13 protein-coding genes are annotated in these 14,480 nt (G+C 33.5%); 1 reads left to right on the top strand and 12 read right to left on the bottom strand.

Going from position 1 to position 14,480, the window contains the following annotated elements; genetic code table 11:
• Position 1: 1 nt before the first annotated feature.
• From AT726_RS12360 to AT726_RS12415, 11 genes are all read right to left on the bottom strand, one after another.
• Positions 2-2,065: an efflux RND transporter permease subunit gene (locus tag AT726_RS12360; protein ID WP_068759726.1), complete on the bottom strand. Its 2,064-nt coding sequence runs from the start codon at positions 2,063-2,065 to the stop codon at positions 2-4.
• A 174-nt stretch (positions 2,066-2,239) separates the two neighbouring features.
• The gene (locus AT726_RS12365; protein WP_068759727.1) at positions 2,240-3,751 is read right to left on the bottom strand and encodes a sodium-dependent transporter; all 1,512 of its coding nucleotides are present in this window, start codon (positions 3,749-3,751) and stop codon (positions 2,240-2,242) included.
• Between the two features lie 437 nt (positions 3,752-4,188).
• Positions 4,189-4,644 carry a peptide-methionine (R)-S-oxide reductase MsrB gene (gene msrB / locus AT726_RS12370; protein WP_068759728.1) on the bottom strand — a complete coding sequence of 152 codons (456 nt, stop codon included), beginning with the start codon at positions 4,642-4,644 and terminating at the stop codon, positions 4,189-4,191.
• A gap of 292 nt (positions 4,645-4,936) precedes the next feature.
• Positions 4,937-6,073, bottom strand: coding sequence for a serine hydrolase domain-containing protein (locus tag AT726_RS12375; protein WP_068759729.1), 1,137 nt, complete (start codon positions 6,071-6,073; stop codon positions 4,937-4,939).
• Between the two features lie 180 nt (positions 6,074-6,253).
• Positions 6,254-6,760, bottom strand: coding sequence for a hypothetical protein (locus AT726_RS12380; RefSeq protein ID WP_055276188.1), 507 nt, complete (start codon positions 6,758-6,760; stop codon positions 6,254-6,256).
• A 143-nt stretch (positions 6,761-6,903) separates the two neighbouring features.
• Complete coding sequence (locus AT726_RS12385) at positions 6,904-7,203, bottom strand: methionine adenosyltransferase domain-containing protein (protein ID WP_068759730.1); 300 nt, start codon at positions 7,201-7,203, stop codon at positions 6,904-6,906.
• Between the two features lie 85 nt (positions 7,204-7,288).
• On the bottom strand, positions 7,289-7,984 hold the full coding sequence (locus tag AT726_RS12390; protein WP_158508556.1) for a GGDEF domain-containing protein: 696 nt from the start codon (positions 7,982-7,984) through the stop codon (positions 7,289-7,291).
• Positions 7,985-8,210: 226 nt separating this feature from the next.
• Positions 8,211-9,077 carry a hypothetical protein gene (locus AT726_RS12400; protein WP_068759733.1) on the bottom strand — a complete coding sequence of 289 codons (867 nt, stop codon included), beginning with the start codon at positions 9,075-9,077 and terminating at the stop codon, positions 8,211-8,213.
• Positions 9,078-10,079: 1,002 nt separating this feature from the next.
• The gene (locus tag AT726_RS12405) at positions 10,080-10,616 is read right to left on the bottom strand and encodes a hypothetical protein (RefSeq protein ID WP_068759734.1); all 537 of its coding nucleotides are present in this window, start codon (positions 10,614-10,616) and stop codon (positions 10,080-10,082) included.
• Between the two features lie 73 nt (positions 10,617-10,689).
• Positions 10,690-11,400, bottom strand: coding sequence for a hypothetical protein (locus AT726_RS12410; RefSeq protein ID WP_068759735.1), 711 nt, complete (start codon positions 11,398-11,400; stop codon positions 10,690-10,692).
• 106 nt (positions 11,401-11,506) lie between these two features.
• Entirely contained in the window at positions 11,507-12,496 is a 990-nt protein-coding gene (locus AT726_RS12415) for a tyrosine-type recombinase/integrase (RefSeq protein WP_068759736.1), read from the bottom strand.
• A gap of 783 nt (positions 12,497-13,279) precedes the next feature.
• Here AT726_RS12415 and AT726_RS13360 point away from each other — a divergent pair.
• Entirely contained in the window at positions 13,280-13,519 is a 240-nt protein-coding gene (locus tag AT726_RS13360) for a DUF3888 domain-containing protein (RefSeq protein WP_237297131.1), read from the top strand.
• Positions 13,520-13,639: 120 nt separating this feature from the next.
• Here the strand turns inward: AT726_RS13360 and AT726_RS12425 are convergent, their stop codons facing one another.
• On the bottom strand, positions 13,640-14,149 hold the full coding sequence (locus AT726_RS12425; RefSeq protein WP_055305148.1) for an HdeD family acid-resistance protein: 510 nt from the start codon (positions 14,147-14,149) through the stop codon (positions 13,640-13,642).
• Positions 14,150-14,480: the final 331 nt, after the last annotated feature.

Raw genomic sequence — 14,480 nt, forward strand, 5'->3', positions numbered from 1 at the left:
CTTAATCAGCTCCCATTTGTATCTGCTTGATTTTCCTTTTCCGAATAATTAATGGGTCAAATAGATATAAAAGTCCCGGTAGCACAAACAATACAATGATTAATGATAAGATAGCACCGCGTCCAATAAAAATACCAAGCTGTCCTAACAGCTGATTTGTCGTAATATATCCAAGTAATAAGCCAACTACCGTTAAGACACTTCCTGATGTCAAGATAGAAACAGTCACATCAGAAATTGTTTGAATAACTGCTGCTTTTTTGTTCATCATTTCACGATTTTCCTTATATTGATCAGTCATTAAAATAGCATAATCCACGGTTGCACCCAGTTGAATAGAACTGATAATCAAATAAGCAATATAAAAAATAGTAGTATCCATAAAGTATGGGATAGAAAGATTTATCCATATGGCTGTTTCAATACTAAGTACTAAAACAATTGGCAAAGAAATTGATCGTAGTGATAATAAGAGAACAATAAATACGGCTGCAATTGCCATCAAATTAACCTTAACCATATCATTGGTTACAGTCTCCATCAAATCATACGTGCTGACACCCTCACCAGCTAAATAATACGTATCAGAATAATATTTTTGTGCGATGTCGCGAACTTGTTCAACTAAAGAAAAGGCATCTTCTCCCTCATAAGGAACATCAACTGATAACACCATTCGACTATAATTTTTTGATATCAACTGTGAGAGTGTATTTTCGTCTAGATATTCCAGTGGAATCTCTGCCCCAGCCAGATCCACATAAGAAATAATACTTGTGACTTGTGGTAGGCTATTTAATTCCTGAGAAAGTTCTGTTTCAGTTGCTGTATCCCCTACTGGCACCATCAGCACATAGGTATCACTTTTGCCAAACACTGATTCGATTAGAGCTGTATCTGATCCTAGTTGGGTTTCACTACCAAAAATATTAGATGAACCATAATAATAATCATTAGCATTAGAAGCTAAATAAGCAGGTATAATGAGGATAACAAAAATACAAACCATAGGAATTGTAACTTTTTTCACAATCTTTCCAAATAAATCGAACTTAGGTAATAATTCTTTATGTCTTGTTTTATCTAACCATTTATAGGTCAATAAAATAAATGACGGCATGAAAACAAATACCGTAATCAAACTAATTGCCACACCCTTTGCCAAAGCAAGGCCAAGATCAGGTCCTAGTCTAAATTGCATCAGTACCAGTGCCAAAAAACCAATAACTGTTGTCAATCCACTAGAAAGGATCGAGGATGTTGACTTACAAAGTGCCTCCGTCATCGCAGCTTTAACGTCTGGATTTTCTTGACGGCATTCTTCAAAACGATGAAGCAAAAATACCGAATAGTCTAACGAGACTGCAAGTTGTAAAATACTTCCTGCTGCATTCGTAACAAACGATATCTCACCAAAAATCAAATTCGTTCCATTATTAATGACGATAGCAAGACCAAGGCCGATCAGAACAATCAGTGGCTCCATCCATGAATTTGTCGTCATCACTAGGACAACTAAAACGAACAAAACTGTAAAAATTGAAATTTTATTGATTTCTAAAACAGTCTCAGTCGTTGAAATAGCGGTTGAAACAGCACTTCCTGTCATCGCATTATCTTCACCTATGAGCTCACGGATACTAGATACCGCTTCAATACGACGATCTTCCTCAATGGTCACTGTAAACAATGCATTATTATCCTTATAATAAGTTTCGAGAGTATCAGTATCTAGTGTTGAAAGAGGAACAAAAATACTGACCACATCATCTAGCCAAGTAACAGCTGTGACTCCATCAACAGCTTCCAACTTCTCTTTATATTCCAAAGCCTCTGGAATTGTAACATCAGAAATCATGATACGCGCATTAGGAACCCCCCCATCGAACTCTTCTTGCATCAACTCAAGGGATACTGTAGAGGGACTACTCTCTGGCAGATAGTCATTAATATCATAATTGACCTTAACTAGATTCCCAAGTAATAAACACACCACAAAAACCATCGTAAAAATCATAACCATCGTTTTCCGATGATTTACGAGACTCATATAGAATTTTTTCATGCCTCCTCCTCCTAATCCCTTCCTAATATTACCTATTAATACTACGCAAAAATACCCTCAAAATATTACTTTTTGTGCGAATTAAAATCAATTTTCTGATATTTTTTTAATAATTACCTGTATTTTAGTGATAAAAAAGAACAGTCTATTTAATTAAGACTGATCTTCCCTTTATTAAACTGTCACTTTTTCATTTTCGACAGACTTTGACTGATCTTTTGTAGGAATGAAACTCATGATGATACCGAAAACAACGGTTAAAGCGACAACGGCCCATCCTCCTGTAACTAAATGTGCCACGGGATAACCATCGTATGGATTTTTAAGATTAGTAATGAGATATGTTACACTAATAAATAAGAAAATAACTGGACAGATGTATTTAATCGCAACATCCCACCAAACCCCATACTTGAAGTTTGTATTAGAGTTGAGATACTCACGAAGCTTTTTAGCCCCAAAAATCCAGCCTAATGCGATACATTCCACCAATCCAATGGCAATTAAATTAAAATCATTCACAAAATGATCAACAATATCTAACCAATATAGTCCAGCACGAGTGGCAAAAATTAAACTTGCACAGAATCCGACCACGCAAAACCAGAAGGTTGTACGTTCCTTATTCCATCCAAATTTATCAACAAATGCTGTAATAATCGCTTCAATGATAGAAAATGCCGAGTCAATCGCTAATGTAAATAACATGATAAAGAAAATTAATGAGAATAAAATGACTCCAAATCTTCCACCAGGCATTTGTCCTAACGCTTCAGGATAAGTGACAAAGGCGAGCATAATTCCAGTATGCTTCATCTCGGCAATCGGTGTTCCACTAATTTGAGCTAGATATCCAAGTGTTCCAAAGGCAGCAAACCCTGATAAAAAGCTAATTCCAGCATCAGCTAAACCGATAATCATTGCATCCTTAGTCACTTCTGCATCTTTCCCCAAATAACTTCCATAGGCCACCATAATGGAGAATAAAATACTCAAACTAAAGAAAATCTGACCATAAGCTGCGGCCCAAACATTAATATCCAATAATTTAGACCAATCAGGAACTAAATAATAACTTAATCCTTCTAAAGCACCAGGTAAAGTCACCGCGCGGAGGATTAAAAACATCAGTAAAATAATTGGTAAAATAACAGTATATTTTACAACCTTCCCTACAGATGCTACGCCATGACGAATACAATACCAAATGCTTAGCCACGCAAAGACTAGCCCAAGTAAAACAACAGGACTAAATCCTCCTAAATCAAACATCCCACTTGAGACTTGTAACACCCCTTGTGTAAACACTTCAGCTGCAGCTTTATCCATCCACGGTACTTTAAAAGATAACGCAACATAATCAATCACCCAAGCTACGACAACAGAGTAGTAAGCCGCGATACAAAATGCGGTTCCTACTCCCCACCATCCAAACCATTCAAATTTCTTATTTAGTTGAGCGAACGCCCCTGGTGCACCTGATTGAAACTTTTTACCAATTGATAACTCTAAAGCTAGTAATGGAATTCCGGCTGTAAATAAGGCAATAAAGTATGGAATTAAAAATGCTCCTCCCCCATTTTGATATGCGATTCCCGGAAATCGCCAAGCATTTCCTAACCCTACAGCTGACCCAACCGCAGCCATGACAAAAGTACTTCTTGAACTCCACTGTTGACGTGCCATATAGGATTCCCCCTTATGATTTATTTAATTAGATCCTTACTAGATTTCCCCCTCTAGTAAGAATTTAATTACATAATTTGGTAATTAATAGCTATTTTAGCATACCGTATTAGAAAATCAAGAGATAAAATAGACGTTTTTTTAACATTATTCTATCCTTATTCCTCATAAAAAAAGAAAGCCTTAACATTTAAATTTAGACTCTCTTTTATTAAAACTATTGATTAGAATAAAATTAAAATCGTATTTTGATTAATCTGTCTTAAGCTTTCTTCACTCCGTTCAATGCTGTGGAATGATTAATTAGATGGTATTAAAGTGGTAGGAACTATTGAAATAAGCTGACTAGAAAACAATCGATCTCCTATTCGTGATGAAATCTCATTTTCTACTTCTCGTATTGCTTGTCTGACAATCTTTATTAGGTTTCAATAAAGTTATTCATTCAAACCTAATAACGGTAAATACTCCCCATAACCCGCTGCTTGCATCTCTTCCTTTGGAATAAATCGTAAAGCCGCTGAGTTGATGCAATAACGTAATCCTCCATGTTCAATCGGTCCATCATTAAACACATGGCCTAAATGAGAATCTGCTTGTGCACTTCTAACCTCAATACGATGCATGTTATGTGACCAATCTGCCTTTTCCTTAATCATTTGGCGTGAAATAGGTTTTGAAAAAGCAGGCCACCCACAACCCGAATTAAATTTATCACACGATAAAAACAAGGGTTCCCCACTGACAACATCGACATAAATCCCTTCTTCAAAATGCTGATCATATTCGTTATAAAACGGTTGTTCGGTTGCATTATTTTGTGTCACCTCATATTGTAAAGGTGTCAAATTCATTCTTAATTCTTCTGGTGATGGTTTCATATATTTCGTCATGATTTCATTTCCTTTTTGATTTCTTGTTAAATGGTGTAAGATTTTTGCGATTTCCTCGGTCTATGATTCATTATTTCCGTCCTTATTTCTCTTTATACCACTGATGAGAGGCTTGTTTCCAAATTTCATTTAATTTTCCCCTTTCTTATGAATCTTTACCTACTATCATAGCATCGTCTCTTAATCAACTATTTAATTTAATTCATTTCCTTTAACTGACCTAGCCACTATACTAGATAACTTTAAAGGGCTAAATAAAAAGGAACTCTTCAATTAAGAAGAGTTCCCTTTACTATTCCACTTCCGCTAAAACTAAACGAGCCAGATTATAAGCCATGAACATGTCATTTTCATCATGATTTGTTAATAAAATGACCGTGACTTTATCCTCTTGATGACGTAGTAACATCGAATGCCAACCAATTAAATTTCCAGGGTGAGAAACTGTATCCTCTACACCCGCATTCACATACCAACCATAACCATATGATTTAGTTCCAACTTTCGAAGACTCTTGAGTCATTAAATCGTAACTCTCCTGTGAAATTAACAGATTAGAATGTAACGCACGATCGTATTTATATAAATCCATGGCTGTCGAATGAAGCCCACCTGAGGAATAACCAAAGGATGGATGTAAGACTTTAGCTTCATCACCCTCCGAAATATTCCCATTATAAGCTGTTGCCATATTTTCTAATACTAATCCTTCCATATTCAAACCAGATTGAGTCATTCCGGCAGGAATCAAAACATGTTCTTCAATATAGTCTGCATAAGTTTGACCACTAACCTGTTCAATAATGGCTCCTAAGACATCATAGCCTAAATTTGAATAAATTGAATACGTTCCTGGCTCCTCATAATATAAATTCGAAGACTTAAACGCAGGTGCAATAATTTCGTCAACAGTTGTTACCTGACTGTAATTTGTTAAATCATCACCTGAGTATAAGCCTGATGTATGCGTTAACAATTGATGGATCGTTATTAACTCTGCATTTGGCATATCTGGAAAATACTTATCAATCGTCTGATCTAATGTTAATTTTCCCGCTTCAACTAATTGTAAAATGCTAACAGCGACAAATGACTTTGAAACAGAAGCAATTTGAAATTGATGATCGACTGTCATTTCTTCCTGCTCATTCACTTGAGCTAATCCATACGCTTTTAACAGAATAATTTCATCACCTGAAGCGACTAACGTTACACCATTAAATGATTGATCAAGTAAATAGGCATCTAACGATTCAGCCAATGGCTCATAATTAGATGAAATTATTTCACTCACTACTTCTAATGATTCTAACTCTACTGTTTCTATCTCCGGTTTTGGAACAACATTTAATGCCTTGAGTTGGGGAGAACATCCACCTATCACCATGAGGATACTTACTAAAGCTATTAATTGTAGTTGATTCTTCATAAATCCTCCCAATATCACCAATTAATGATTTGATGATTTAAAATCATCCCCTCATCACTATACCATAAGTTACCTTAAAAAACTCTTAAGTTCGACAAACTTCTAGATAAAATCCATATTTTACTTCTATTTAATAAAAAAGTTATATTTTACAATAAATCCCTGAAGGTTTTAATCAATCTAATTAGCGATTGAATACCCTAATAGCTGATTAAATCGTGAGACAATTTCTTGGTTCGGATGAATGGTTAAATATTTTTCAAATAAAAGACGATAGCAAGAATCATTTGAATCATTTAATGGAATTTCTACTTTAATATAGTGTGGACTAACAAGAAATGACGCATCATTTCCATAGTCTTTTTCAATTCCTAAAGCATATACTCCCCAATCAGAACAAGTATAGCATTGATTGTGTTTTGCTTCCTCACAAAACGGAGTAGATTCCCCTGTCGAATCTAATTGCGCTTTAACATTCTCCATTGGATTTAAAAACTCGAGTCTCACTTTATAAAGAGGATAAACGGTACGAATCACTTGTACCTGAATCTCATTATGAGAGACTTCTTTAACTTCTATACATACATGTTCACTTTCAAAATAAGGAGAGTTATGTCTTAAATATTCAATTCCATGTTCCCCCTCCACTGAGACTGATTTTAAATAGTTAAATAACTTATAAATCATACTTATCACCTCGTCCTAGGATTCCATTTAGGAAGAATTTCCTCTTTCTTAATAAGTGTATGACATAATTTTAGACACTATGACAAAAAAAGCTATCAATTGAAATATTGATAGCTTTTTTTCTTTCTATATTATATAGAGATTTATACCGCTAATTCGATCACTTGTTCCCAAGGTAAGTTGGCTTGTCCAAAGTGACCATATGCCGCTGTTTGTTTAAAGATGGATTGACGTAATTGTAACATGTCAATAATTCCTTGTGGATGTAACTTAAAATTGCGTTTAATGATGTTAACTAATTGCTCATTTGAAACGTTTGCAGTTGGGAGATCTTCAACTAAAATCGATGTTGTTTCAGCAACCCCAATGGCATAAGATAATTGAATCTCACATTTTTCAGCTAAACCATTCGCAACAATATTTTTACCAATGAAACGTACCATTTAAGCTGCCAACAGTCTACTTTTGTTGAGTCTCTTCCAGAGAAAGTTCCTCCACCCTATGTATCAACAATGATTTTCCATGCTGTTAACTAACGACACGATTTCTACCGTTATTTTTTGCCTCGTATAGTTTTTGATCCGCCTGTTGTAATAATTCAGTTTGTTTTAAATTACCTGCTTGACACATTGAAAGTCCAATACTACACGTTAAGCGGTGAACATGATCCCCAATTTTAAACAAATGACGCTCAACAGACTGGCGAATTCGTTCAGCAACTTTATTCGCATGAGAGAAATCCACATTTTTTAAAATAACAACAAATTCTTCCCCACCATATCGACTCATCCAATCGATATCATGACGAAGGACTGACTGAATCACTTCAACAAATTGCTTTAACACTTCATCACCGACTAAATGTCCATGTAAGTCATTAATTTGTTTAAAATGATCAATATCAATAATCATGATCGCTAAATTCGTTTCATAAAAGCTACTATACATTATTTCTTTAGCTAACTGTGTTTCAAAGTAGCGTCGATTATAAACTTTTGTTAACTCATCCGTGTTAGCTAACTCCGTCAAAGTTGTTGTTGTTGTATTGAGTGGTAACGCTAAGTTAAAAGACAAATCAGAAAAGAAATCATCAGCTGTCACTTTTTTCAGTAGTTCTACAATGTATAAGCGACCTTCGCGTTCGATTGGCAAGGCAAATATACAATACGCCCCATCTTTATAGCGTTCGATTTTAAAAGTAGATTCCTTGTTTTTATAAGCCATAAAAGACACGCAATTCCCACAAACGGTATCTTGTTCCCAAAAATCGTAACAATGGCGCCCTTTTCTAGGTAATTCGAGTGAGCTGGACCCCCTTCTTCTTTAATCAGTTCCTTTTTAATGAGATCCACAATACGGATACTATCATATAATCCAATAAATATACTTAATCGTTCACGAATTTCATTAATCAATTCTGTTTCAAACATTTGTCTGTCCCCTTTTATTGTTAGATTTCTGATTCTCCTCCTTTTGATAACTGTTGATCTAACTGCCTTTTCAATCCCTCATTTTCTTGAACTAATTGCATGACCTTTGATTCATAGTCTTCTTTTAACTTTTCAATCTTTTCGCTGTGGTCTTGTTGTAATAAAAGACGCAATTCTTGTAATTCAAGCGTTTGTTTTCGTTTTAGCAACTCAAACTCTTGATCCATTGCCACTTGATTTTGATTCATTTTTTCTGAAAACTTATTCTTTTGTTCTTCTTTCTCATCTTCGATCACATGAATTCGACGATTTAAACGTTTAACTTCCTCTTCTTTGTCTTCAATTAACGCTCGAAGTTTAGTTAACTCCTCTAAAGCTGCATCTGCTGTTTCGATTTTGACTTCAACTTCAACAAGTCTCTTTTCTAATTCACTATTTTTCTCGCGTAATAAATCATTTAAATCTTTTAAATTACGTCGCTCTTCTTTTTGAACAGTAACTTCTTGTTTTAAACCTTTAACTTGATCTTTTAAATGTTGAATTTGTCGTTCTTTTTCTTCTAATTGTGAAAGTTGTTCTTTTAATTGCGCGATTTCTTCTTCTTGCTCATAAAGTTGTTGATTTTCTTTATTCTTAGTTTCTAACTCACGTAATTGTACGCGCTCCACCATATTGATATAAATGTCGGCCATACGCTTTGTTAAACGTTGTAGTTCATCAATATCTTGTGTGAACTGATCAGATCCTGTCCCGATTTGTCCTAATTCAAACTGTGTCAACATCATTTGCATTAAATCTTTATTATTCATCCCGTTTTGTTGTGCCAATTCGAGAAATCGATTCTTCAATTCTTCATCTATACGTACACTAAATACTGCATCTGCCATTTTCTCACCTTTTTTGCTACATTTTTATCTATTATATCATATTTTTTAGTATTTTTACACCCTACATGTTTACACCTTCAAAAAGTATACATCAGTATACAAAGTATAAAACATCCATATACAACGAGTTTACTTATGTTTACAAATGTATACAAAACTAATTACAAAATATTATATTCAATATAACTTTTATTATATTGAATATAATTGAGGGGATCAAAAATAAGCAAAAAAAATGTTGAACAAAGAAAAATGAAGAATAAAAAAAGCGAAGAGATGAGTTAAATTATGGAAAACAAAAAAATAACGCAAAATGACAATAAAAATAATGAAAAAAAGTGAAGAAATTAAACTGAAAGGATAAGAACATACAGAAGATATGAACAATTACTAATAAGTAAAACGTAACCAATAATAAGAGAAGAAAAAGGAGATGAACAATAAATCGAATGGAAACTAAAAAATGCAACGTGAAACATACAAAAAATCGGTGGCTGATTAAACGAGCAAAAATCTACGAAATCATTCAACTTAAAACAGGATCTATTCCTGTTGAACAACGGGTTTTATAAACTAGTCTATCATTTAAAAGACAACGAACTACTCATTAGTAAAACAATTCCTCCTCAAAAAGATAAAAGCCCCCCCTCTATTAGAGGAAGATGAGAATTCAGCAAACGGAAGAAATGTTATAGTGGTTAGAGTTACGGATTTGATGATGAATAACATGGATAACAGAGCTAATAAAATGAGTGTATGAAGACGGGTGAAAGATAAATAAACTTGAAAAAGAGTTTGAGAAATAAGTCCTTTTAAAAGAAGGTAACCTTAATCGTCATCATCTTGATTGCTATTTTGAGTCAGCTAGACAATAATTTATACCTCTAGTGGAACATCATCTTTAAACCGCTAGTCACGTATAAAAGTACTCACCACGGTTCACGAGATCAAAAAAGCGCTAGTTGAAGAAAACTAGCGCTTTTTTCTAAGCTCATAAAAATATTAAATCACTAATACAGAAACATTCAATCCTGGATCATCATAACTTCCCCAAGATTGCCAATCCATTTGTTCTTGTTGATTCAGTTGATGTCGATGTCTTGAATATTCATCAACTAATATGAGTTTCGTATCTTTTGCCTTGTTCATTTCAACTAATGATTTTAATTCATTCACTTGCGAGAAAAACTGTGGCATTAAGACCCGAGGTAAATGATACTCACAAATATCACGGCGATGACGTGAAGGTTCAAATAAGACACGCACGACCAACTCAACTTGAGAAGACGATTTAAACATGTCACGATAATTCATTCCTTGTGAAACAACGACTAATTCATGCTCTTTATACTCTTTACACCCTCTTTTTAGTGGATAGTCTTGATAAACTTCTAGCGCATACCCCTTTTTTTCAATAAGCTCAATCATCTTTTTTTGCAAAATCCAGGCAATATCACGTTGCACCATAAATTGATAAGTTGGATAGTCCTCCTGTAACGCTTGCACCGATAGTTCTAAAATTTCTTTTGCTAAAGACATAACTTCACCCTCATGTTTATCCGATTAATTCATTCTATTCACAAGAGTAAAAAATTATTATAAAATGTTTTGATCATTTTGAAGATAGATTTTTATTTCGATCGAGCATCCATCCAATTAATAAAATGACCCCACAGCAGATGGTAAAAATCACTGGCTGATCTAAATTTCGAATGCCAATCGCGATATAGGCCCATATAAAGACTAATGGATATAAAAAATCATTCTGACTAATATTAAACGTAATCGCTATAAATCCAGCAAACATTAAAATAAAAACAGCCCAAAAGACTTCAGGTAATCCAAATAAGTTTGCAAATCCCGCTGCTTTTAAAACAATTGAGAGTTCAAGAATAGTGGCAATAGATAACCATCCTAAATAAATCGAGAATGGTGCTCGAAAAAATGAAGATGTCTTTTTTGCATGTTGACATGAAACATAGGAACCAATCGCACTAATGAAAGCTCCTACTATAAATAAAGACGCAAAAGGTTGTCGCACTAATAAAGATCCCCCTGCACATAAAAGACTAATCGGTAAAAAACGACTCACTTTCATATAACCCTCATCATACGGGGTTGACTTTAATCCAAACTTAATGATCCAGATTCCTAAAAGAAAATAAATAAGTACCCAAATTAAAAATGCATAGCCAGCAGGTGTAATAAGAGGTTGGGCATCTGGGACTGAAAACACTGTTGCTCCATTAACTAAAATCGATGTAATCAATAAAAAGCTATAACTAACTAAATTAAATAATGTAAATAGATATTTTTTGTTCATAACTTCCTCTCCTCATTCATTAGACTCATAGTTAATGGTATGTTAGATTGAAAGAAATTCGAACTAAAATGATGAATAATAAAAAAAGCTTGGTATTCCAAGCTTTTTACATATTAAATTCTATATCATCTAATCGAATAAAATCTCCTGCATTCTCTTTTAACTTATCAATCGAGTGAACATAACGGTTAGTTGTGGCAATATTTTGATGAGCTGCAAAATCACGAACCTTTTCAATACTTGCCCCACCTGTAATCGCTAAGGTAATCGCCGTATGCCTAGTCGAATGAACCTTTAAATGCTTATTGATATCGGCTTTTTTACAGGCAGCTTTAATCATATAATTTAATGAACTTGGGTCTAACTTCTCATTATTTCGTTTATTTCTTGAATGACCAATAAACAAATAAGCTTCTGCATGATCATTAAAATTACGGTCCGTTCGCTTCACGTAATCATAAATGAGCGATTTAACTATGGGTTGAATCTTAACCATATCCTTTTTACTTCCTTTTCGGATGACATGAATGACATCATATTCCCCATACTTTGCGATATCTTTTAATTTAATATTAATAAGTTCTGATTTACGGAGTGCTGTCGTCAATGCTAAATACATGATAGTCTTATTACGAAGATCTAAAATCTTCTTCGTATCAAAGACACTTAATAACTTCACACATTCTTCAGACGTTAGAAACTCAGTTTCTTTACAATTCACTTTCGGCTTTTCATCACGAAGATTTCCAAATGGGTTAAAATATAATAAAGCCGTTCCCGTTCGGTTATCTTGATATTTTAACAGCCATTTATAAAGTGAACTTAAAGAGGACACTTTACGGTTAATCGTCGCTGAGGCACAACCTTTTCCTTTTAAATCTAATAAATAGTGTTCAACATCAAACATATTGACAGCCACAATTTGTTCTATCGTAATCTCCTCAATTTTTTCAACTTGAAAAAAGTCTAATATATCACGTTCATATGAAATAACTGTATATTTACTACTACTTCCTTTTAAATTTAAAAAATGGCGAATAAAATGAGTTTTTTGTCGCTCACCTACCGCTCGATTTTGGGTTAATACTAGTTCCATTACGTTTCACCATCTCTGTTTCATCTAAGTCAAAATTTTAAACGATCTAGATTTTTTATCAGTTTATATAGTATTCCTATCATAACACAAATTTGACCAATTAAAAAGAACCTAAGTGTTTTAAATAGAGATAACTAAATGAGATCATTTAAGTAAAGCACCATAAATCTATGGTGGTTTTTCTATGCTATCTAACACAATAAACATAGATAGTTCAGATACATAAAGCAAGGTAAGAAGGTTAGCAAAACTTTTTTATATAGTGATCCAAATGAATTAGTAGTACCAATCAATGAAGCTATTAAAGAGCAAAATAAAAGGATAACTGCTATACCTCCAAAACAAAGTTTTAGCGAGTCATCCCATGATAAAGTGATTGAATCATTAAAAGACGACTTCAATCGTTAGAAGAAGAAAATAAGAAATAAAAAAAATACTGCCCTACCATTAGCAAAACTGTCAAAATTATAAAAGCCACTCTTTTATTTCAATAGTAATTTAGAAACTATTAAATACATGAAAGAATTAATTAAATAGAAGATTATTAGAGTATAATTTAATTAGAAAGGATACTATCGAATGAAAAAATATCTCTATGGTTTAGTAACATTATTAACACTTGTATCTTTTGTATATTGTATACCTATCTTAAAAGTTAATGAAATTACTTATGTTTTAGCAGAAAATAAAAATTTATCCTTCAGCAGTCTTTCAGCATATGAACTAATTTCGCAATATGATAGGATAATCGAACTCATTCTATTACCTAACATAATCGATTCAGTGAATAGAATCTATGGTGAAAATCAACGTGGTATGGATGAATATGAGATTCTAGAAATTGAACGTGGCTATTATCCTTCTCCATTCGACTATCGTATCACGATTAAATTCAGAACTTATACTCAAGCACATAGTTCCCCCTTTGACGAAAATATAGCAGTTTATGATATAACTGACTTCAATCCATTAACAATAAAAGAAGTTAGTTTTGAACATCATCCACTTGAAGTATGTGACTAAAATTTTAAATAACTAGGCAATAAAAGGCCTGTATCGTTAATTACTTAATAAATTGCGATACAGGCTTTGTTTTATAATAGATTACTTTAGTTATCTACTTTTTAAGGTTTCCAGGTTCTTTTATCTAAAAGTATCTTTTAATTTAACGCCAAGGTAGATTTCCCCTAAAGCAGTCACAATTAAAGCCGTTCCAATAAAATAAGGCGCTGTTATCAATGCTGAAAAAGGTTGAAAGACAACAATGGCACCAAAAATAACTAAAATAGCATTTGAAACGGTATAAATATTGAATCCAAAATATCCATTTCTAATCGAGATAAACATTAAATAAACACCTCGAACAAGAACCCATATTCCATAAATCAAGACTAGAAGATCTAAGGTTGAAATGGGATATAACCATAATACCAGTCCAAATAAAATATTAATGACACCATTAAAGATATAAAACCATTTTCCTTCGCGAGTCCCACTACGAATAATTGTTAAAACCCCAACAATGATAAAGAGTACTGCGATAAGAGTGCTCAAGCTAATAATACTCTGAAGCGGGAAGATAAAAAATAATAATCCAATAATAGCAAAAATGATCCCTTCAATAATAAACATCTTCTCTAAATACGTCGTCATATCTTGACTCCTTTCTATTCAAATGCCTTACATCATCGTTTCATATCACCTTCTCCATTTATTAGAGCAAGATGACTTCTCTTTTCTTGCAATACAACATGATGATCTAATTTTGGAAAACTCGTCATTTAATGAACAGACATCGTATCCTTTATGACAATTGAATATCTTTTAAAATTAAACAACGAGAGACAGTGACTTCATCTTTTCCAAAACCTAAGATTAGTATGTGACAGATAGTGCCATTTTATAATTAGGAAATCGACATCAACTATTGCCCCGTACTCCACGACGATTTAAACGAACATCATGTAAAGCGTTACAGCACAAC

The organism is Turicibacter sp. H121, assembly GCF_001543345.1.
Taxonomy (GTDB): domain Bacteria; phylum Bacillota_I; class Bacilli_A; order MOL361; family Turicibacteraceae; genus Turicibacter; species Turicibacter bilis.